20 protein-coding genes and 1 pseudogene are annotated in these 20,784 nt (G+C 44.0%); 8 read left to right on the top strand and 13 right to left on the bottom strand.

Translation table 11 applies throughout. The features are described from left to right. Positions 1-3: 3 nt before the first annotated feature. A pseudogene (locus NI464_RS08075) lies at positions 4-1,171 on the bottom strand (hypothetical protein). 362 nt (positions 1,172-1,533) lie between these two features. Here NI464_RS08075 and NI464_RS08070 point away from each other — a divergent pair. Next, on the top strand, positions 1,534-2,082 hold the full coding sequence (locus NI464_RS08070) for a 1-acyl-sn-glycerol-3-phosphate acyltransferase (protein ID WP_005246937.1): 549 nt from the start codon (positions 1,534-1,536) through the stop codon (positions 2,080-2,082). Positions 2,083-2,151: 69 nt separating this feature from the next. Here the strand turns inward: NI464_RS08070 and NI464_RS08065 are convergent, their stop codons facing one another. From NI464_RS08065 to NI464_RS08055, 3 genes are all read right to left on the bottom strand, one after another. Next, on the bottom strand, positions 2,152-2,478 hold the full coding sequence (locus NI464_RS08065; protein ID WP_004646321.1) for a hypothetical protein: 327 nt from the start codon (positions 2,476-2,478) through the stop codon (positions 2,152-2,154). A gap of 134 nt (positions 2,479-2,612) precedes the next feature. Next, complete coding sequence (locus NI464_RS08060; protein WP_004646322.1) at positions 2,613-3,374, bottom strand: 3-oxoacyl-ACP reductase; 762 nt, start codon at positions 3,372-3,374, stop codon at positions 2,613-2,615. A gap of 98 nt (positions 3,375-3,472) precedes the next feature. Next, the gene (locus NI464_RS08055) at positions 3,473-4,207 is read right to left on the bottom strand and encodes a sulfite exporter TauE/SafE family protein (protein WP_004646323.1); all 735 of its coding nucleotides are present in this window, start codon (positions 4,205-4,207) and stop codon (positions 3,473-3,475) included. 246 nt (positions 4,208-4,453) lie between these two features. Here NI464_RS08055 and NI464_RS08050 point away from each other — a divergent pair, with 246 nt between their 5' ends. Beyond that, positions 4,454-4,666, top strand: coding sequence for a hypothetical protein (locus NI464_RS08050; protein WP_004646324.1), 213 nt, complete (start codon positions 4,454-4,456; stop codon positions 4,664-4,666). Positions 4,667-4,753: 87 nt separating this feature from the next. Here NI464_RS08050 and rsmD read toward each other — a convergent pair whose 3' ends face one another. Together rsmD and mrdA are read right to left on the bottom strand one after the other, a co-directional pair. Next, positions 4,754-5,311, bottom strand: coding sequence for a 16S rRNA (guanine(966)-N(2))-methyltransferase RsmD (gene rsmD / locus NI464_RS08045; RefSeq protein WP_004279484.1), 558 nt, complete (start codon positions 5,309-5,311; stop codon positions 4,754-4,756). Between the two features lie 2 nt (positions 5,312-5,313). Then, positions 5,314-7,365: a penicillin-binding protein 2 gene (gene mrdA / locus NI464_RS08040; protein ID WP_005262321.1), complete on the bottom strand. Its 2,052-nt coding sequence runs from the start codon at positions 7,363-7,365 to the stop codon at positions 5,314-5,316. Between the two features lie 238 nt (positions 7,366-7,603). Between mrdA and NI464_RS08035 the strand changes: the two genes are divergently transcribed. From NI464_RS08035 to NI464_RS08020, 4 genes are all read left to right on the top strand, one after another. Beyond that, the gene (locus NI464_RS08035) at positions 7,604-8,122 is read left to right on the top strand and encodes a hypothetical protein (RefSeq protein ID WP_253138140.1); all 519 of its coding nucleotides are present in this window, start codon (positions 7,604-7,606) and stop codon (positions 8,120-8,122) included. A 65-nt stretch (positions 8,123-8,187) separates the two neighbouring features. After that, a complete protein-coding gene (locus NI464_RS08030; protein WP_004279487.1) occupies positions 8,188-9,504 on the top strand; it encodes a DUF445 domain-containing protein in 1,317 nt (438 codons plus the stop codon). Positions 9,505-9,579: 75 nt separating this feature from the next. Then, positions 9,580-10,239 (top strand): adenylate kinase, encoded by a 660-nt coding sequence (gene adk, locus NI464_RS08025; RefSeq protein WP_004279488.1) that lies wholly within the window; start codon positions 9,580-9,582, stop codon positions 10,237-10,239. An 88-nt stretch (positions 10,240-10,327) separates the two neighbouring features. Then, the gene (locus tag NI464_RS08020) at positions 10,328-10,540 is read left to right on the top strand and encodes a hypothetical protein (protein WP_004279489.1); all 213 of its coding nucleotides are present in this window, start codon (positions 10,328-10,330) and stop codon (positions 10,538-10,540) included. Positions 10,541-10,656: 116 nt separating this feature from the next. Here the strand turns inward: NI464_RS08020 and nth are convergent, their stop codons facing one another. Then, positions 10,657-11,370, bottom strand: coding sequence for an endonuclease III (gene nth, locus NI464_RS08015; RefSeq protein ID WP_005246932.1), 714 nt, complete (start codon positions 11,368-11,370; stop codon positions 10,657-10,659). Positions 11,371-11,373: 3 nt separating this feature from the next. Further along, a complete protein-coding gene (locus NI464_RS08010; protein ID WP_253138139.1) occupies positions 11,374-12,165 on the bottom strand; it encodes an RnfABCDGE type electron transport complex subunit B in 792 nt (263 codons plus the stop codon). A gap of 349 nt (positions 12,166-12,514) precedes the next feature. On the opposite strand from NI464_RS08010, the gene gdhA reads away from it, so the two are divergent. Further along, entirely contained in the window at positions 12,515-13,858 is a 1,344-nt protein-coding gene (gene gdhA / locus NI464_RS08005; RefSeq protein ID WP_004646331.1) for an NADP-specific glutamate dehydrogenase, read from the top strand. Between the two features lie 70 nt (positions 13,859-13,928). On the opposite strand, the gene NI464_RS08000 is transcribed toward gdhA, so the two are convergent. The 3 genes from NI464_RS08000 to rlmH form a co-directional block, all read right to left on the bottom strand. Next, positions 13,929-14,702, bottom strand: a complete 774-nt coding sequence (locus NI464_RS08000; protein WP_253138138.1) for an META and DUF4377 domain-containing protein — start codon at positions 14,700-14,702, stop codon at positions 13,929-13,931. Positions 14,703-14,829: 127 nt separating this feature from the next. Next, positions 14,830-15,606 carry a DODA-type extradiol aromatic ring-opening family dioxygenase gene (locus NI464_RS07995; RefSeq protein WP_253138137.1) on the bottom strand — a complete coding sequence of 259 codons (777 nt, stop codon included), beginning with the start codon at positions 15,604-15,606 and terminating at the stop codon, positions 14,830-14,832. 111 nt (positions 15,607-15,717) lie between these two features. After that, positions 15,718-16,200: a 23S rRNA (pseudouridine(1915)-N(3))-methyltransferase RlmH gene (gene rlmH / locus NI464_RS07990; protein WP_253138136.1), complete on the bottom strand. Its 483-nt coding sequence runs from the start codon at positions 16,198-16,200 to the stop codon at positions 15,718-15,720. Positions 16,201-16,367: 167 nt separating this feature from the next. Here rlmH and NI464_RS07985 point away from each other — a divergent pair, with 167 nt between their 5' ends. After that, the gene (locus NI464_RS07985) at positions 16,368-17,300 is read left to right on the top strand and encodes a M28 family peptidase (RefSeq protein ID WP_253138135.1); all 933 of its coding nucleotides are present in this window, start codon (positions 16,368-16,370) and stop codon (positions 17,298-17,300) included. Between the two features lie 72 nt (positions 17,301-17,372). Here NI464_RS07985 and lon read toward each other — a convergent pair whose 3' ends face one another. Both lon and NI464_RS07975 read right to left on the bottom strand, forming a co-directional pair. Next, positions 17,373-19,799 (bottom strand): endopeptidase La, encoded by a 2,427-nt coding sequence (gene lon / locus NI464_RS07980; protein ID WP_004279497.1) that lies wholly within the window; start codon positions 19,797-19,799, stop codon positions 17,373-17,375. A gap of 147 nt (positions 19,800-19,946) precedes the next feature. Further along, entirely contained in the window at positions 19,947-20,528 is a 582-nt protein-coding gene (locus tag NI464_RS07975; protein WP_253138134.1) for a 5-formyltetrahydrofolate cyclo-ligase, read from the bottom strand. Positions 20,529-20,784: the final 256 nt, after the last annotated feature.

The raw sequence follows: 20,784 nt of genomic DNA, 5'->3' as shown, positions 1-20,784 counted from the left end.
GGGTTATTTAACACGTTGTAAAGTTACAGGATCTTCACCTTGCGGATGTAAGATAAGATTGTTGTTAGATATATTGATGCTTGCAATTGTCTTGCTGCCATTTGAACTATCTTGTAATCCACCACACTCGTTGGTATCGAATAATACCTCGGTTGTGGTGAGAGTATTTGCTGACAATGTATATTTGCCATATTCAATTCCTGGCCAACCACAGTCATCTCCACCTTCAGTGTCTAGGAAGAAATAATAGTTGTTATCAAAGAAAGCAAATAGGTGCGTTTCATTGAGTCGCCACGTGCCGACGAGACTATTAGACTGCTTAACTCGATTTAAACGGTATTCAGTACTAACGCCGGGTTCAGTAAGAATTAATTGAGTTCCATTAAAGTTTAAAGAATAAGGTTTATTCTCGGCAGGATGTGAAAGTCCCCATTCACCATTGGTGTCATGTAGGATTTCCGGTTCAATCACGGTTGTTGTTGCATTCCATTTTAAGCGGCCCATTTCAATGCCTGCTTGACCACTCTCATCTTTTGCTTCTGCTTCACCTAGTGCATAGCGTCCATCTTCCAGAATGTGAATCAACACAGCAGTGTTATCGGTACGGTTAATCTCCCACGTACCGGCAATATCTTTGTAGAAGGTCGCTTGGAAGTTTTCTGAAGCTTTTTCTGGTGTTATCAACTGATCTGGTGTGATGGCTGTTTTGGTGACAACTTCATTTACGAAGTCGGTGGTACTTTGGTTAAAATTAAGCTTTACAGCAGTGAAGGCTGTTTTAGTGTCATCACTAATCTGAATGCCATCGCTATGATCACCTTTTCCATCTAAGGATTGTAAAAAAACCATAAGGTTGATACGCGCATTTTCACTTTCGACTAAATCTAATGGTGTGATACGCTCCTTTGCTTCAATTTCATCACCGAGTTGTACACCCCCAATAAAGAATTTTACTTTTTCATCATCATTAAATTTAAATTCTCCTTTTTCGTTGGTAACTCCTGTTGCACCACTACTTGTGACATAGCGTACTCCAGAAATCACAGCATCCGTCAGCACCCCTGTCTGGGTTCCAATATTACTTGCAGGAGGTGTACTTGAGTTATCATCCGAACCGCCGCAGGCACTAAGTAACCCCCGCTAAAGCAAGGCAAAGTAAAGTTTTTTTCATTAGAATCTTCCTGAAATTTATAATGTGGATTCAGTATAAAAAGACCCCCATATTTGCCATATCCCAAAATTAGGAGGTCAAGAGCTTTTTAATGCATGAATTCTTTAAATTGGAAAGAAATTCCTATTTATATGGGGAAGCAATCTGAACTATCCGTAAATTGATGTGTGAGATAAGTTGAAGGCGGTAAAAATAATCAACTATTCATTTAAAAATTCTAATTATACAAATATAGATTAATTGTTTATTTATTGCTCATAGAACACTATCTATATTTGTCTAGGTTGCTAAAATTCGCGCAATTTTGAATAGAATTGGTGCGTGACGTGTTTGAGAAGTTAGCAGAACAAAGCCTGAACCTGATGGGTTGGGAAATTGATAACCATTGGCCCCTAGATTTAGACCAATGTGTCATGATTGCTGCTCCTCATACCAGTAATTGGGATGCATTGTATGCACGTCTGGCCTTAAAAGCATTAGGCGTGAATGTTCGCTTAACCATTAAAGACAGTTACATGAAATTGCCATTTGGGCCTTTTGTGCGTGCTATGGGCGGTATCGGGATTGATCGCCGTCCTAAACAGCCGGGTGAGCCTCGTCCGAGCATGGTTCAGCTGATGACAGACTTATTCAAGACTCATCCTAAACTGGTCATGCTGGTCACGCCAGAAGCAACGCGTGCAAAGCAGGAACAGTGGAAGACAGGTTTTTATCATGTAGCGATTAATGCAGGTGTGCCGATTGCATTGGCCTATATGGACTATGCCAAGAAGAAAACTGGCGTAGGTAAAATCGTTTATCCGACAGGGGATTATGAAAAAGATATGGCGGAAATCATGGCATTTTATGCAGAGATTCAGCCAAAATTCCCTGAATGCTTTAGTGTAGATCAGCGTTATTATCAGAATTAAAACTGAATTGAAAAAGCAGGAAAATTCTCCTGCTTTTTTATTGCCTAATAATCATGAAGATTGACAGACTTAAGATGCATGTTCAGAAGCGGGCAAAATTCCACCCAGATTTTGGCAGGCATCTTTATACAGATCATATTGCTGTTCTACTACTTCATGCAGTGGCAGGTCAAACAGCTCTTCACCCTGATGATATTGCTTGATATAAGATTCGACCTTTGATTTGCTGCTATACAACATCTGCTGATAATAGTCGGTCATACTGTTATGTGGCATTTGGGCGGTATCTACCTTGACACAATGGAAATTTTGCAGTAATTGTTCTGATTTTTTCAAATCGCTGGACATACAACCTGCCAGTAGCAAGGTACTGAGCAATGTCGTGATAAATTTCATGGAAAGTAGACTAAAGGCTTTATGGGAGCGCACTATTGTAGAAGTAAAACCCGGTCACAAAACCTTTTTAATCTACCAAATGGTTAAAAAATAGAACAACAGAATTTGAAAATTCAAGTCCATTCTCTAAACATTTAACCTTTGACCAAGCCACCATCTACAATCAGGTTTTGTCCTGTGACGGCACGTGAATAAGGTGACAAAAACATCAGGATTGCAGCAGCAAATTCTTCTGGTGTAATTACGCGGCGTAAAGGCGTCGATTGAGCAATCAGGTCAAAGACAATGTCAGGTGTGGCCTTACTGGCATCCGTGGTTTGTAACAGGCCACCAGAGAGCATATTCACATTGATGCCATATTGTCCCAAGTCCTGCGCCGTGGTGCGGGTAAAGGCCAATAATGCAGCTTTGGCGGTGGTATAGTCATGATAAGGAACCACCGGATTTTGCACCAGGTTTGTACCAATATTCACGATCCGGCCAAACCCTGCCTGTTTCATATCATCCAGTGCGGCTTGTGTAGTATTTAAGGCAGCCTGTACTGCACCGCTAAATTGCCGTTGCAACATATCCCAAGTCAGCGTTTCTACTTTAGGGCGTGCATCACCATTAAATTCAAATTGAATCAGTGCGTTATTGATTACAGCATGAATCGCTTCCCCGAAATGGGTTTTAGCTGCGGCAAATAAAGCACGTACCTGATCAGCTTGGGTCACATCTGCCTGATAAATAAAGACTTGATCTGGATATTGCTGGGCCAGCTGTTCAGCTTGCTGCTGACTGCGATGATAGTTGACGACCACACGCGCACCCTCCGCCAGTAAAGCCTGAGTAATGGCTAAACCCAAACCACGTGCACCGCCAGTAACAAGAACGATCTGATCACGAATCTCCATAATGATGATCTATATTTACAAAGATTGGCCTTAACATAGCAGTTATTTCACCGGATTCAAGCTTTAGCGGGGAAGACAGACTCGGCTTGATCTTGTGTTTAAATGAATTGGGACGCTAATAGAAAACAGCCTGCACTAAAGAGTAAACTTAAGATCATGCGTTTGAACAATAATTCCGAAATTTTATAAAATAGTTTTGCGCCTAAAATCGCCGGAATACTCACAAAAACAATCAGCAATGCCAGATACGGTAAATGGCTTTGATTGATCAGGCCTTGCCATAGATACGTACCCAGCGTGAAGAGCTGAATTGCAAAATTAAAATGCCGCAAAATATAGCGCTGCTGGGCTTTGGATAATTGTTTTAACATCACCCAGGCCGAAGGAATGGCACCGCAAAAACCGCCCAGTCCTCCTAAAATTCCGCCAATAAAACCGATGCAGCTATCAGTCAATTTTCCTGAATGCTGAATTGTTTTGAATTGCGGATTGAATAGCATCACCGGACACCACAGTACCAGAAAAAATCCCAAGATCATCTTAAAGGTATCTGCTTGAATGATCTGCAACAGATAAGTACCCAGCGGCACGCCAATCAGACCAGCAATCAGATAAGGCAGCACCAACTGTCTGGATAAAACTAGCTGCTTTTTTTCCTGACTGAGTGAAATCACATGACTCCAGATCGAGGCAAATACCAGCAAGGGTGCGGCCAGTTGCGGAGGCAGCACCCAGACCCAGAAAGACATGGCGATCAGGGCAAAGGCAAAGCCGGTCAGCCCCTGGACAAAACCTGCGACCATTGCACCAAGAATAAATAACAGCCAAGTCATAAAGATCAGGTCATAAGCAAAGGCAGCAGTATTCTCAAGATTTAAACAAAAGCCAAGCTTCCATTTAGCTGGATTTATGCAAATGAAAGTTCAAATTCTCATAAAAGCATGAATGCTAATTAAGAAAAAAGAGGTTTACGGCCATGCATAAAACATGCATAAATCTCTACAAGAGTGCAACAATGGCTCCGTTCACTCTCCATGAACTCGCCTGATACTGACAGAGTGCAGTAAGAGGTGATGGACATGATGAAAAAAGTGATATTACTTTCTGTATTGGCTGTGTCATTAACCGGTTGTGTGGTTGATCCTTGGGATGATGATTATCGTGGCAACAGAGATCGTAATGGACATTATGATCGAGACCACAGAAATCATGACTGGAAAAATAAGGACCATAAAGATCATCGGGATTGGAAACGTGACCGAGATAACCGCGACTGGCGCCGTGATCGTTAATCACAGTCTTTAAATTTGACTGACTACAATGACAAAAAGGATTCCACTGAGGAATCCTTTTTTAATGGCTCTTCAAAACAATTTAAATCAAGAAATACTTTTTTGATAAAGCCCCGCACGAACTGTACCGGCTTTGGTATTTTTAATTAAACGCCATGAGGACGGTAATTTAAGTAATTGTAAATCACGATCTGCTTCTACATAAATATAGGCATTGTCCTTGATCAGAGGATCTGCCTTTAGCGCTAGTTCTTCCCATAAATCCAGGCTATATGGCGGATCTAGAAAAACCAGATCAAACTGTGCCTGAAGGGTAGACAAAGCTTGCTGCGCCGTAGCCACTTTTAATTGTGCACGTGCTTTGGTGACTTTTAAAAGTTCCAGATTTTGGGTCAGAAATTGTGCCTGAGTACGATCCGGCTCAATCATCACCACTGATGCAGCACCACGCGATAATGCCTCAAACGCCAATGCCCCAGAACCGGCACAAATATCCAACACCTGGGCATTTTGTACATCCCACATCAGCCAATTAAACAGTGTTTCCCGAACACGGTCAGGCGTCGGGCGCAAACCCTCAATGCTGGCAAAAGGCAGTTGGCGGCGTTTCCAGTCACCACCAATAATTCGAAGCTGGTTTTTCATCTTTAATCTCGCTCTACCGGTGTCGGAGCAGGTGTTGCTGCGGGAGATGCAGCCGTATTTGCAGAAGTCGGAGCAGCATTGTCGGGCTGGTCACTGGCTGGAACGGCACTAGATGCTGCATCCTGACTCAACATGCCTGCACCACTTGGCAATTCAGCTGGCTTGATTCCGGCCGTCATCAGACCACCACTTAATTGGTGGCCTTGTGGGCGTACCGGATTTTTATCTTTATGCAGTAACCAGTAATCAAAAATTGGACGGGCCAGAGCCGTTGCGGCACTACCACCGCGACCATTTTCCAGAATAACTGCAATCGCGATTTCAGGATTTTCAGCAGGTGCAAAACCGACAAACAGGCCATGATCCAGCTGACGGTCAGTCAATAAGGATTCATTATAGCGCTTGCCCTGAGCAATACTTTTTACCTGTGCCGTACCGGTTTTTCCGGCAATAGAATATTGTAAGCCGCTTTTGATGCCTCGGCCTGTACCGGATTGAATTACGTCCACCATCGCATCACGCATTTTGATCCAGTCTTCTTCCTGACCATTAAAATCGATCTTGCCATGCGTGCCATTATGCACCTTGAACGGTTTGGCACCGCGACTTTCGCGCAGAACATGGGGAATGACTTTATTGCCATGGTTGGCGGTAATGGCTGTGGCCATAGCCAGCTGCAATGGCGTTGAAGTAAAAGCACCCTGACCAATACTGACAGAAATGGTTTCACCACGTGACCATTTGGCCTTGCGGGTACGCATTTTCCATTCCGGGTTTGGATACAGTCCTGAGCTTTCACTTGGTAAGTCCACGCCGGTTTTTTCCCCAAAGCCAAACTGACGCATCCAGGTATTCATTTTTTCAATACCCATGCGGTAGGACATGACATAGAAATAAGTATCACAGGAGACGACTTGGGCCTTATGCATATTCACTGCGCCATGCCCGGATTTTTTATGGTCACGGAAACGGTGACTGTCTCCCGGCAGGCTGAAATAACCCGGATCAGAAATAGTGGTATCCCAGTCCACCAAACCATGATGCAGACCACCGAGTGCAAACATTGGTTTAATAGTAGAGCCAGGCGGATAAACCCCTTGTACCGCACGGTTATATAAAGGTTGATCAAGGTTATCACGCAGGAACGAATAATCTTTGGTGCTGATCCCGGTCACAAACAGATTCGGGTTAAAACTTGGGCTGGAGACCAGCGCCAGAATTTCCCCGGTTTTGGGATTCATCGCCACAATCGCGCCACGACGCCCGGCCAGTTGCTCCGAAGCGACTACCTGCAAGCCGTAATCCAGTGACAGGAACAGATCATTACCACGTACCGGATCTTTACGGCCCAAATGACGCAGCACATTACCAAAGGCATCTGCTTCTACCGATTCATTTCCCGGCACACCATGTAAAAGTTCTTCATAGGATTTTTCCACACCGATTTTTCCGATCAGGTTGGTTCCAGCATAGAGATCCTTATCAATTGATTTCAGTTCTTTGTCATTAATCCGACCGACATAACCAATCACATGTGCGAACAGGTCACCATGCGGATAGTAGCGGGTCATCTGGGTTTCAATATTCACGCCCGGAAATTGATATTTCACTTCACTGAAACGGGCAATATCATTTTCATTCAGGTTGAGCTTGATTGAAACCCGTTCGGTTTTACGCGCTGTTTTAATCCGGGTTTGAAAGCGTTCCAGGTCTTCTTCGGTCAGTTCCAGAATCGGTTTGAGGCGTTCGAGCGTTTGATCGATATCCTGTACGTCGGCACGACTTAAAGTGGCAGTAAATACCGGATAGTTATCGGCCAGCAGAACGCCGTTTCGGTCATAAATATAACCGCGCGCTGGGGGGAGGGGTTGCAGACGAATCCGGTTCTCATCAGAAGCTGTAGTAAAGCTTTCAAAGTTGAACAGTTGCAAATAGGCATAGCGGCTGACCAGCAGCAGCATAAAGAAAATGACAATACCCATGGAAATCAAGACTCGACTGCGATAGATGCGCTTTTCTTGTTGTGCATTTTTTAAAGGAAAGTGCTGCTTCATACGCGATCGACTTAAGACCTGAGAGTGGTAGAAAAGAATCAAAGTGGAGTATTCTAACGCAACTGCACTTGATTTGATAATGAAAAACTGCCTTTGCAATCAGTTCCTTTAAGCTTTGACTTTGCAGACATTAAAATTGTAAAGTGCTGTATATAAGAGTTGTGATAATTCTGCTAGAGTAAAATCTAATAAAAATAGGACTATACCAAAAACTATAATTAAGGAAGATGGTGAAGGAATGAACAAGGTTTACCCTTTGTTAGCGTTTGCATTGTGGGCGAACGGGGCTTATGCACATGAGCAGATTAATAATACTGCAACCAAAATAGAGCCTGCTCAGGCAAAAGCCTTTAATGTGGGTGTTGGTTTTACCCAGAAATTACTGCATTTAAATACCGAATGGGTGAACCCTTATGGGATTGCTTATGTGAAAGGTGGTGTTTTTCTGGATGATGATCGTACGATTGGCGGCCAGGCAGGCTTTCGTTATCCAGCACATCTCACCGGCAAAGACAAAAATGGTTATTATGTCGGGGTTTATGCCGGTCATATCGACAGCAAACAGGTTGATGGCGAGTATGAAGGCCGTTTAGGTGCTGGCGTTGATTTGGCCTATGTTTTGCTTAGTTCAGAACGGATCAGCAGTTTTAGTATCGGGATCGGTGCCGGAGAGAAACTCGAAGACCGAAATGGTCGTGCTGTGGCTGAAACAGAACCCCGGCTACAATTTTCCTATACTTTAAGTATCGGTTTATAGACAAAATATTCGACCTTATTAATATGTGTATTCTGTGAACAAAAAATTAAATATGGAAGTTATGCATGCTTGAGTACGTCAACGAGTTGTGGCAAACCTTTGTAAACCGCCCGGATTTTTGGGCCGTGCTCAGCATTATTCCAGTGACTGCATTTGTAACCTGGGCTCACGTCTGGATGGCGCTGAAAATGGTCTTTTATCCGATCAATTTTTGGGGTTTCCATCTCGGGCCTTTACCTGTGGGTTGGCAAGGGATTGTGCCACGCAAAGCTGGACGTATTTCAGGCATTATTACCGATAACACACTGTCAAAATTAGGCTCTATCCGCGAATTTTTACAGGCGATGGATCCGGATGATATGGCACGCATCATTGGCGAGCAGGTCGGTTTCGAACTGGAACACCTGATTGATGAAGTGATGATGGATCGCAATGCGGTGCTCTGGGAAAACCTACCTTTTGCTATTAAGCGCAGAATTTATGCACAAGCACAAAAACAAATGCCGGCAATTTTGCGTGAATTAGTGACTGAGCTGACCATGAACGTCGAGTCACTTGTAGATATGCGTGAAATGGTAGTGAGCCAGATGGAAGGCGACCGTCGCTTGATGGTGCGTATGTTCCTGAAGGTGGGTCAAAAAGAGATCAATTTTATCTGGCATATCAGTGCCCTCATCGGGATGTTCTTTGGGATTTTCCAGATGATTGTCTGGTTTGTAGTGCCGTGGCACTGGACTGTACCGTTCTGGGCTGCGATCTGGGGCTTTTTGACCAACTGGATCGCGATCTGGATGGTATTCAACCCACTCTATCCACACCCAGTAAAGTACCCGCAATTCTTTGCCCGTACCACAAATCGCAAGTTTCCGTGGATTAAGCCGGTGATTCCTCGTATCGGCACCTATAACATACAAGGCGCATTTATGAAACGTCAGGATGAAGTCTCTGACGTCTTCGCAAGTGTAGTCACAGAAGACCTGATTACGTTAAAATCGATCATGACCGAGATGATGTATGGCGGCAGAAAAGACAAAACCCGCCGCATTATCAAACGTCATATTAATGAAATTATGGAAACACCCCTGGTTCGGACCTCTTTACAGCTGTCTTTAGGACCAAAAGAGTATGCAAAACTCAAGACGGACTTGATCGATCGCTCGATTGAAATTACGATGGTACCTGTATGCGACCCAGCATTTAATGCGAGCCGTGCACAGAAAATCTATCAAATGTTTAGAGACCGCATACGTGAGTTGACTCCGAAGGAGTTTCAGAATCTTTTACGTCCTGCATTTCAGGAAGATGAATGGATTCTGATTTTATTGGGTGGGGTAACCGGTTTTGTCGCGGGTTTAATCCATTTGTTTGTGGCTTTCTTATAATGAGATGTCGGGGGACACAATCGGGTGATTGTGGTCGTGGCGTCATACATATTGTTTAAATGAGGATGTTTATATATGCGCATTATCTTACTCGGACCACCTGGAGCAGGTAAAGGTACACAAGCTCAGTTGATCTGTAAGCGCTACAATATCCCACAAATTTCAACCGGTGATATGCTCCGTGCTGCAATTCGTGAAGGAACTGAATTAGGTCTACAAGCTAAAAGTGTCATGGACAATGGCGGTTTGGTTTCTGATGAGTTGATCATTGGTCTGGTGAAAGAGCGCATTGCGCAACCTGACTGTGTAAACGGCTGCATTTTTGATGGTTTCCCACGTACCATTCCTCAAGCAGAAGCCTTGGAAAAAGAAGGCATTGCAATTGATCACGTGATTGAAATTGATGTACCAGATGAAGAAATCGTACAACGTCTTTCTGGCCGTCGTCAGCATCCTGCATCTGGCCGTGTCTATCACATCGTTTACAACCCGCCAAAAGTGGAAGGTAAAGATGACGAAACGGGTGAAGATCTGGTTCAACGTCCTGATGACCAGGAAGCAACCATTCGTAAGCGTCTAGGTTCTTACCATACTGAAACCGAGCAACTGGTTGGTTTCTACCAAGGCCGTGCAGCGTCTGGTGAAAATGCACCAACTTATGACAAGCTAAATGGTTTACGTCCAATCGATGAAGTTCAAACTGATCTTTTCGCGATTCTGGATCAGGCAAAATAATCGGCTGACGATGATTTTGACAATCGGAGAGCCCTAAGTCATATTAGGGCTCTTTTTTATTGCGTATTTGAACAGGGTACTTGTTGCTATGAAATTTGGCGTATTGGTGTTGATGGTAGTCTTTCTGGCAGTATTGGTAGGTCTGTTCTATTTCAGTTTTAAAATGCTCAACAAAGTACGTCAGGAAGAACGTGCTGAAAATGCAGCAAAGCGACCTGAGCGCCAGCTCCATCCAAAATTACAAGCCGAACTTGAACAGCGCAAGCAGCAGGAAAAGGCTGAACAAGATCAGGATAAATAATCCATAATAGTTCAGCTCAGCTAAGAATTTGGTTTGAACGAAAAGCACTCTTCTCATAGTCGATAAAAAGGTGACACATTGGTCACCTATTTTTATCCCAGCTTGATCACGCCGTTCTATTCAGCAAGCTCAATATTTTTCACTGCAATTTGGCGGGCTGCACCAAATTCAAACCGATCCGGCCAGTTACACACATCGGATACTACACATTCATGACATTTCGGTTTGCGCGCAATACACGTATAACGACCGTGTAAAATCAGCCAGTGATGTGAATCAATGATAAATTCCTTGGGAATGACTTTGACCAGACGGTGTTCAACTTCCAACACATTTTTGCCAACCGCTAGTCCGGTACGGTTACCTACCCGGAAAATATGGGTATCAACCGCCATGGTCGGCTGACCAAAGGCCGTATTCAGTACCACATTCGCCGTTTTACGACCTACACCCGGCAGGGCTTCTAAGTCTGCACGATTGTCCGGTACGATGCTGTTGTGCTTCTGAATCAGCATCTCGCAGGCTTTAATCACGTTGACCGCTTTCGAGTTATATAAACCAATGGTCTTGATATATTCCTTCAAGCCGTCCACACCTAGCGCATAAATGGCTTCCGGCGTATTGGCGACTGGAAAGAGTTTGTCTGTGGCTTTGTTGACGCTGACATCGGTAGCTTGAGCAGAGAGCGTGACCGCGACCAGTAATTCAAAGGGATTGGAATAATTCAGCTCAGTTTTTGGGTTAGGCCGCTGTTCACGCAGGCGTTCAAAAAAGGTCTGAATCTGCTTTTTGGTCATGTTTTTAACGGGCTTGGCCTTTGCTGTGGTCATGTTCTATCCCTGTAAAGCCTGTAATTGCTGTGTCAGTTCTTCCAGTTGGGTGCGTTTTCGGGCATCTTCACGAACCGAAAGCTGTTTTTCCAGTTTTTTAATTTGGGTACGTAGTTTTGCCAGTTCAATCGTGGTCTTGGAATCGAAAGCTACAGGTGCATTCTCTGGCTTGCTCGCGACTTCAATCACAGGAAGTTGCTCATTTAAAGCAGAGAAACGGGCAAACAGGGCAGTATCAATTTCTGCACGGACCATAGGTCCCTTACGATCGGTACGCCGTTTTTCTTCACGCTGGATGTGCGCATAGTAACGCTGACGCAGATCATCCTGTTCCGCAAGACGCTGTGCTTCAGTCGGCAAGGGTTGTTGATCTTCAACCAAATCGATGCAGTCTACCGGACAGGGGGGAATACATAACTCACAGCCCGTACATAGATCGGTCAGAATGGTGTGCATCAGTTTACCGGAACCAATAATTGCATCGACCGGGCAGGCGCTAATGCATTTGGTACAGCCAATACATTCATCTTCACGAATTACGGCTTTGATGCGCTGAGGACGACCATCGGCTTGAACTGGCCAGACACTTTCTTCTGCCACAAGTTTAGGGCGATTTAATAATCTAGCCAAAGCATCGGCAACAGGCTGTCCGCCCGGCACACATTTATTGGCATTTTCACCCTCAGCAATCGACTGGGCATAAGGTAAACATCCGTCACGATGACCGCAGAGTCCACATTGGGTTTGAGGGAGTAAAGCGTCAATCGATTGGACCAGAGAAATGGGCGAATTCATGTATAACCAGCGTTACTCATGGCAAGCATGAGAGAGTAAGTGAAACAAAATATGTCGATTCATCAATTTTAACATATTTTTAAACTCCTAAGTCGTGCGCAATTAAGGGTCAACTTGTGCCTTATTATTAGGCATAAATCTAAATGTAAGCCTTGATTCGATTGGCATTTCCTGACATAGAAAAAATTTTCATAATCAATATAAATATTTGTTATCAAATTAATTTTAAAGTATTTTCAAAAAAAGTATTGTAGATTAGTTACAAAAGATATTTAATATTTTGCGCCAAAATTTAACATTGATTGTAAATTTGACCAATTTTGATCCATTTTCTGCTGAGGATTAAGCGTTGAAATACAACACACTTAATGAGTTCCTAGATTACGTAAAATCACGTGATGCACATCAACCAGAATTTCTTCAAGCTGTAGAAGAAGTGATGACCAGTTTGTGGCCGTTCATTGAAAAGAATCCACAATACGCAGCACATGGTTTACTAGAACGTCTAGTTGAGCCAGAACGTGCGATCCAGTTCCGAGTTTCTTGGGTAGATGACCAAGGTCAGACTCAAGTAAACCGTGCGTTCCGCGTACAATACAACTCAGCGATCGGTCCATTTAAAGGTGGTATGCGTTTCCACCCTTCAGTGAATCTTTCAATCCTAAAATTCTTAGGCTTTGAGCAAACATTTAAAAATGCTTTAACCACACTTCCTATGGGTGGCGGTAAAGGTGGTTCTGATTTTGACCCTAAAGGCAAATCAGAAGGCGAAATCATGCGTTTCTGCCAGGCTTTAATGATCGAGCTGTATCGTCACCTTGGTGCGAACACAGATATCCCTGCAGGTGATATTGGTGTAGGCGGTCGTGAAGTGGGCTACATGGCCGGCATGATGAAAAAATTAAGTAACGACACGGCATGTGTATTCACTGGTAAAGGTTTAACTTTCGGTGGTTCATTGGCACGTCCGGAAGCAACGGGTTACGGTACTGTGTATTTCGCTGAGGAAATGCTTAAGTCTCGTGGCGAAAGCTTCAAAGATAAAGTCGTTGCGATTTCAGGTTCTGGTAACGTTGCGCAATATGCTGCTGAAAAAGCAATGTACCTCGGTGCGAAAGTGGTTTCACTTTCTGACTCTGCCGGTACAGTTCACGTTAAAGACGGTTTCACTGAGGCGCTTCTTGCTGAAGTCATGGAACTTAAAAATGTAAAACGTGGCCGTATTTCAGAATTCGCATCTAAACATGGTTTCGAATATCTTGAAGGACAACGTCCTTGGGGTATCAAGTGTGATATCGCATTGCCATGTGCGACTCAAAACGAACTTGATGCAGACGACGCTGCTCAGCTTCTTGCAAACGGTGTAATCTGTGTGGCTGAAGGTGCGAACATGCCTTCTACGCTTGAAGCGGTTGAGAAATTCGTTGAAGCGAAAATTCTTTATGCGCCAGGTAAAGCATCAAATGCAGGTGGTGTGGCAACTTCTGGTCTGGAAATGTCTCAAAACGCATTGCGTTTAGGCTGGACTTTCGAAGAAGTTGATGAGCGTTTACACGCAATCATGAAAGAAATTCACCGTAACTGTGTGAAATTCGGTACTAAAGAAGACGGTACTGTGAACTATGTTGACGGTGCGAACATTGCTGGCTTCGTAAAAGTTGCTGATGCAATGCTTGCTCAAGGCGTATTCTAAGTCTGACTTAGTCTAAGCTGAAAAAACCGGGGCTGTTGCCCCGGTTTTTTTATATCTGGTATTTTTAGCCTTAAAGAGCACCCTTAACTAATTCACGCTCAACCGCCATATCAAAAATATAGGCATATTTCGATTGATCAGCTGCCGGATGCTTAATTTCAAAACTTTTGACCCGAATAATCTGCCGTTCATTTGGTGAATGCCGAAAACCTTCAATCTGATCATAGAATAAAGTCCAGTCCTTATCGACCTGAGTTTTCAGGCCATTCTGATCATATTTCACTTCTTTGACTTGCAAGCAGCTTTGTTGGGTTACGCCGGTACATTGTTTGGTATCGGGGGAAATTTCCAGAAAAATTGTTTCAGCCTGTCCTTGGTATTTGGTTTCCGGAGTCATTTTCCCGATAAATTCATAGGTTTGACCATTTGCGGCCATCAACGTCAGGGTCGGCTTGTCAGGATCTGTGGTATTGAGCGTAAAAGGAATGTCACGCTTCTGTAAAAGTTGGCTGACAAAACGTTCCTGCTCCATCAATGCTGCATCACAGGCCATTTCAGTGCCTATAACTTCGCTGGTGGTGATGATATTGTTTTTGACTGACCAGGTCGTCCCGAGTCCATTACAGCCCGTCACGGCGCTCAGCCGGCCTTGAGCGTTGAAACTCAGTACAACGGGTCGTTCTAGTCCACGATTCAGTTCCCAGTAATAGGCTGGAAGAATCTGATCTGCATTTTTTTGTTGGATGGTGGCCACCGCAAGATCTCCAGCTCGTTGAATATCACTGGACTGACAGCCTGCAAAAGTTAAAGGCAATAATGCCAGCACAATAAATTTTAATTTCATGGACTTATAATGAAGTATATAAAGTTCAAACAATAATAATGGATGTATTGCAAAAAAATATGGATACATTTCGCAGCTTTGGGTTGCAAAATGTATCCATCATTAAGATTTTAGCGCTGAAGCAAGATTAATCGAAGCGGTAAATATCCATACCGAGTGAACCCATGGTGAAACTGCTATGTACCAGACTAAAACGCTGACCTGTGCCCATCGCAAAGAAAATCGGAGCAAAATGTTCCAGCGTTGGATGATTCCGTGCCATATGCGGAATATTGGACCAGTCCAGTACAGCATCATAATCATTGTGCGTCAGTTTATGCACCACAAAATTACGGAAGCCTGAGGCCCATTCGGGTACATCAGCAGCCGATCCATCCCAAGACAGTTCACGTAAATTATGGGTAATACTGCCCGAACCAATCAGCAGGATTTGCTGTTCACGTAAAGGTGCGAGACTTTGACCAATCTGATAAATCTCATCCGCACTCATCGACATGGGTAAGGAAATTTCTACCACGGGAATGTTGGCATCTGGATACATATGTAGCAGCGGCATCCATACCCCATGATCACGCGGACGAGTACTGTTGGCATGTGCAGAAAAGCCGGCATTGGCCAGCAAGCCTAAGACTTTCTCGGCCAATTCAGGATTTCCCGGTGCAGGGTAGCGTAATTGATAAAGTTCAGGCAGAAAACCACGAAAATCATGCCAAGTTTCTGGGCGAATTGCGCTACTGACTTCCAACGCATCACTTTCCCAATGCGCAGACATCACAATAATCGCTTCCGGGCGTGGCAGATTTTCGCTCAAACGATGCAAGGCAGGACCCACTTGCTCAGGATTCAGCGCCAGCATAGGAGAGCCATGAGAAATAAATAAGCCGGGCAACGTTTGTAAGTTCATAAGTCAAACCACATCTGGAAAGATGCCTCAATAATGCATGAAAAATAGAAATAAGAGCAGGAGATATTATTCAACAAAACGTTGCATATAAAGAACGCTTCAGCAAAATCATTAGCCTGCCCGATGATAAGGATGGTTGTTATTGATGCTCATGGCACGATAAAGCTGCTCGATCAGCATGACACGTACCAGTGGATGCGGCAGGGTTAACTTGGAAAGTGACCAGTGCCATGCAGCAGCTTTACGCACGGCTTCTGAGTGACCATCCGGCCCGCCAATCGCAAGTGCTATATCATTGCCTTCCAGCATCCAGCCTTTCATGGTTTCAGCCAGTTTTTCGGTACTGAATTCACGTCCGCCCACTTCAAGCGCAATCAGGGTTTCATTCTGCTTGAGCGCATTTAAAATACTGTCGCCCTCAATATTACGGTATTTCAGAATATCCGCTTCAGAATCATTTTTCCCGCGCTTGGCCATCGGCAGTTCAATAATCTGGGTCTGTACAAAAGGCTGAATACGTTTGAAATAATCTTCAAAACCAGTCAGCACCCACGCTGGCATTTTTTGACCAATGGTCAGGATACGGATTTTCATACAGACAGATCAATAATTGGATACCTCATTATAACGATCAAACAACATGAAGTTGAGCAGGGAAACAAATTGAAATTGAAATGAGAGATTTAGTGTTGCTTTAATGTCCTTAGTTAAAGTATCCGCTTGATAAAGGAATGGAATAATAATAAATGCGGAACAGTGTCATGATAAAAGGATGTTGTACTGTGCTGCTGTTACTGATAGGCCTCATGGGGCCTAGTCTCTGTGCAGCCAATTCGAGCAAAAATGCTCAGGTCTCTCATCTGGAATTATTTTTTAGCCAGATCATGAGTGTCGATGAATACCGAAATTATAAAAATTTAAAAGAGCTGAATCGGGTATCTGCCTGGATCAAAGGGCAGATGCAGCGCTTTGGTATTCCATGCCAGTTTCAGGTTTATGTGGTCAATAACCTGAGTTACCGAAATGTCATCTGTAGCTTGGATACTCAAGCCAAAACCAAGATGGTGATGGGGGCACATTATGATGTCTTTAGTGCCCGAAACGGTGCTGATAATAATGCCTCAGGGGTAGCGGGTTTACTGGAAACTGCAAGATTACTGGCCCTGCAAAAATCCAAGCTCAAACATGATGTCGAATTTGCTTTCTATACGCTTGAAGAGCCGCCTTTTTTCAAGACAGAACATATGGGCAGTTATATGCATGCCAAGTCTTTAAAAAAGCAGAAGCAGAAAATTGAGGGCGTGGTGATTCTGGATTCGATTGGTTATTTTGATGAACATCAGGTGCAGAGCTATCCGGTGGGATTAAAATGGATTTATCCACGACATGGCAATTTCATTGCAGCCATTGGGCATTTAGCCTCAACTGGCCTGACTGGAGATTATTGTGATGCCATGCAGCGTTTTAACCATCTGGAGTGTCAGCGTTTTGTCAGCCCAAGTTTTGCTCAGGATATGAATTTTTCTGGTTATCTGAATTATGCCAAATTCAACTATTCGACCATGCTGATTACCGATACTGCGAGTTATCGTAATCCTTATTACAATACCGAATTAGATACCTTAGACAAGCTTGATCTGAACAAGATGGCCCATGTGATTGATGGATTGGTTGCGATGGCGTTACAGCCATAATTCAGTTGTTTTATTCAATAACTCAATAAAAAACCCTGCCGAAGCAGGGTTTTTTATATGAAACATCAAGTCTTAATGACGCGCTGCTTTCGCTTCTTCTTTGGTTTTCACAATTGGTGCTTTAACCAAGGCTTTTGGCAAAGAGGTCAGTGCCAGCGGTAAAATCTCATCAATCGATTTTACGGCTTTAATTTCTAGACCTTCTTTGACATTTTCTGGAATTTCCGCCAGGTCACGTACGTTTTCCTGTGGAATGAATACCAGCTTGATGCCACCACGATGGGCTGCCAAAAGTTTCTCTTTCAAGCCACCGATACGCAGCGCACGACCGCCCAGACTGGTTTCACCTGTCATCGCGATATCCGGACGAATCGGGATACCCGTGAAAGCAGATACCAATGCTGTAGTCAAAGCCAAACCTGCCGATGGACCATCTTTCGGTGTTGCGCCTTCAGGTAAATGCACATGCACGTCGGTTTCTTCAAAGCGCGAGGCTTCGATGCCGAGTTCATCCGCACGGGTACGCACTACAGTCATCGCAGCGGTAATCGATTCTTTCATGACATCGCCAAGAGAACCGGTGGTAATGAACTTGCCTTTACCTGGGACTGCTGCAACTTCAATGGTCAGTAATTCACCGCCGACAGAAGTCCAAGCCAGACCATTTACACGGCCAATTTGCGCTTCTTCTTCCGCCATACCGTAGTCAAATTTATGTGGACCCAAGTAATCTGGAAGATTTCCTGCGGTCACTTCAACCTGAAGGTTTTTGGCTTTCTTGCTAACCGCTTCTTTTACCACTTTACGTGCAATTTTTGACACTTCACGTTCAAGGTTACGAACACCGGCTTCACGGGTATAACGGCGCACGATGTCACGAATCGCCTCTTCATGCACGGTCAATTCTTTGGCACGTAGACCATTGTTCTTGATTGCTTTAGGAACAAGGTAACGGTCCGCAATATTGACTTTCTCTTCTTCGGTATAACCCGGGAGACGAATCACTTCCATACGGTCCAGTAGGGCCTCAGGAATGTTCATGCTGTTCGCGGTACAGATAAACATCACTTCAGACAGGTCCAGATCAAGATCCAGATAGTGATCGCTGAACTTGTTGTTTTGTGATGGATCAAGTACCTCAAGCATCGCAGAAGCCGGATCGCCACGGTAGTCTTGCGCCATCTTGTCGATTTCATCGAGCAGGAACAACGGGTTTTTTACACCCACTTTAGTCAATGACTGCACAATTTTACCTGGCATCGCACCGATATAGGTACGACGGTGACCGCGAATTTCCGCTTCATCACGCACGCCGCCCAGTGCCATACGCACGAACTCACGACCAGTTGCTTTGGCAATTGATTCACCGAGTGAAGTTTTACCCACACCTGGAGGACCAACCAGACACAGAATCGGGCCACGCAATTTTTTCACGCGTGACTGAACTGCCAGATATTCCACAATGCGATCTTTGACATCGTCCAGACCATAATGGTCTGCATCCAGAATTTCCTGTGCTTTGCTCAGGTTAATGCTGACTTTGCTGGCTTTATTCCATGGTGTATCCAGAATGACTTCCAGATAGTTACGTACCACAGCAGCTTCACTTGAAGCAGGCTGCATCGCTTTTAATTTACGGAATTCAGCTTCTGCTTTTTTACGTACATGCTCAGGCAAATCTGCTTCAGCCAGACGTTTTTCAATTTCAGCGACATCGTCTTCCGCGCCGCCGTTCATATCAGAAAGCTCGCGCTGAATGACTTTCATTTTTTCATTCAGGAAATATTCGCGCTGGTTCTTTTCCATCTGACGTTTAACAGAATCATGCAGGGTTTGCTCAATCTGTTGTTCTTCAGACTGTTGCAATAGATAAGTCATCAGCTCAGTCAAATGCGCTTCGAATTCGTCATGTTCCAGGAATTTCTGTTTGACATCAATATTCAAGGGAACACGGGTTGCGACGAAGAACAATAACTGTAATAGATCTTCAATTTTGTTGGCTGCGGTGATCAGTTCACGCGCATTACGAAGTTTCGCTTCTGCATATTGAGCGAAAAGCGCACGTAATTCCTGCAAGCGCACAGCTTGGGTGTCTGCATCGACGCTCACCGTCATTGGGCTGAGTTCATGCTCTGCTGTCAGATACTCAGTTTCGTCAATGATAGTTTTCAGCTTGGCACGGTGCAGGCCTTCGATCAGGACTTTAATACAGTTTTCATCATTTTCGTGATTCACAACTTGCACAATCTTCGCGACAGTACCGTATTGATATAAATTGTCGTGATCAATTTCTTCTGTAAGCGAATCTTTTTGCGCAACTACAAATACTAGATTGTCACTGTTACGAGCCACATCAACTGCATTGATCGATTTTTCACGACCGACAAACAGCGCAATTTGCATATGTGGATAAACCACCACATCACGCAGCGCCAAAAGGGGTAATACACTTGGAACCTGAGGCTCTAAGGTTTCTTGATTCATAATAATTTCAGACATGAGCACTCCTAATGAGTGACAACGGTGTTGCCATGCTTTTAATAGTGATGGGTAATTTTAAAAATACAAGGGCAGTTAAGATTAAATTGTATAAAAAATGACTAATTATGTGATTTTAAAGTAGTTAGCAAGGATAAAATTGCAAAATTAACGTTTGAACTTTATAAATATTGTCGGGGTGATTAAAGCATCAAGGGGCTGATCCCATGGTTCACGTTTTAACGGCTGTGCCAGCAGTTGAAAGTCATGTGCCAGCCCCAGACGGAACGGACGCCCAGGCGCAGAAGCCAAGGTACGATCATAAAAACCGCCGCCCATCCCAATCCGTGTGCCTGAAGTATCACAGGCCAATAGCGGCATGAGTAATAAATCCAGGTTGGAAACATGCACACCACGGGTGCTCATGGGCTCTCGCATACCCAGCCGATGATGGGCAAAGCGCTTGTTATGATATTGATGCTGGGTGATCCGGATCCAGACCAGCTGTTGATTCATGTCGCAAATCGCTGGGAGATACACCTGTTTGCCCAGTTTAAAGCAGCGTTCAATAATCGCCTGGGTCTGAATCTCCCCAAAAGCATGCAAATACAGGCCAATATGTTGGCCGTGAATAAATTCTGGACTGCGGATCAGGCGGTTTAGAACTTTTTGTGCGGACTGCCTTTGCTCAAATTTAGAGAGATGACGACGTGTTTTACGAAGGTATCTTCTTAATTCCTGAATGGTCATAGGGCAAAAAGCATATGCAACAAAATTGTGCTCTAGTCTAAGTGGGAATTCTGGAAAAGTAAAAAATAATTATGAGCTGCAATTTTATATTATTCCGTATCTGCTGATTTAAATTTCGGCTAATTTTGCCAGCAGTCTCAAAGTTAAAAAACTAAAAAAGTATTTGGGTGTGTTGACACTTTTAGCTTAAAAAAATAGCGAAGTAGTAAAATCAAATCGCCAAACCCAATTTTACTATTCGCTATGCCTCGTACCA

This window comes from Acinetobacter lwoffii (genome assembly GCF_024129685.1).
Lineage (GTDB): Bacteria > Pseudomonadota > Gammaproteobacteria > Pseudomonadales > Moraxellaceae > Acinetobacter > Acinetobacter lwoffii_X.
The sequence above is the reverse complement of the archived record's forward strand: the minus strand, read 5'-3'. Positions and strand labels throughout refer to the sequence as shown.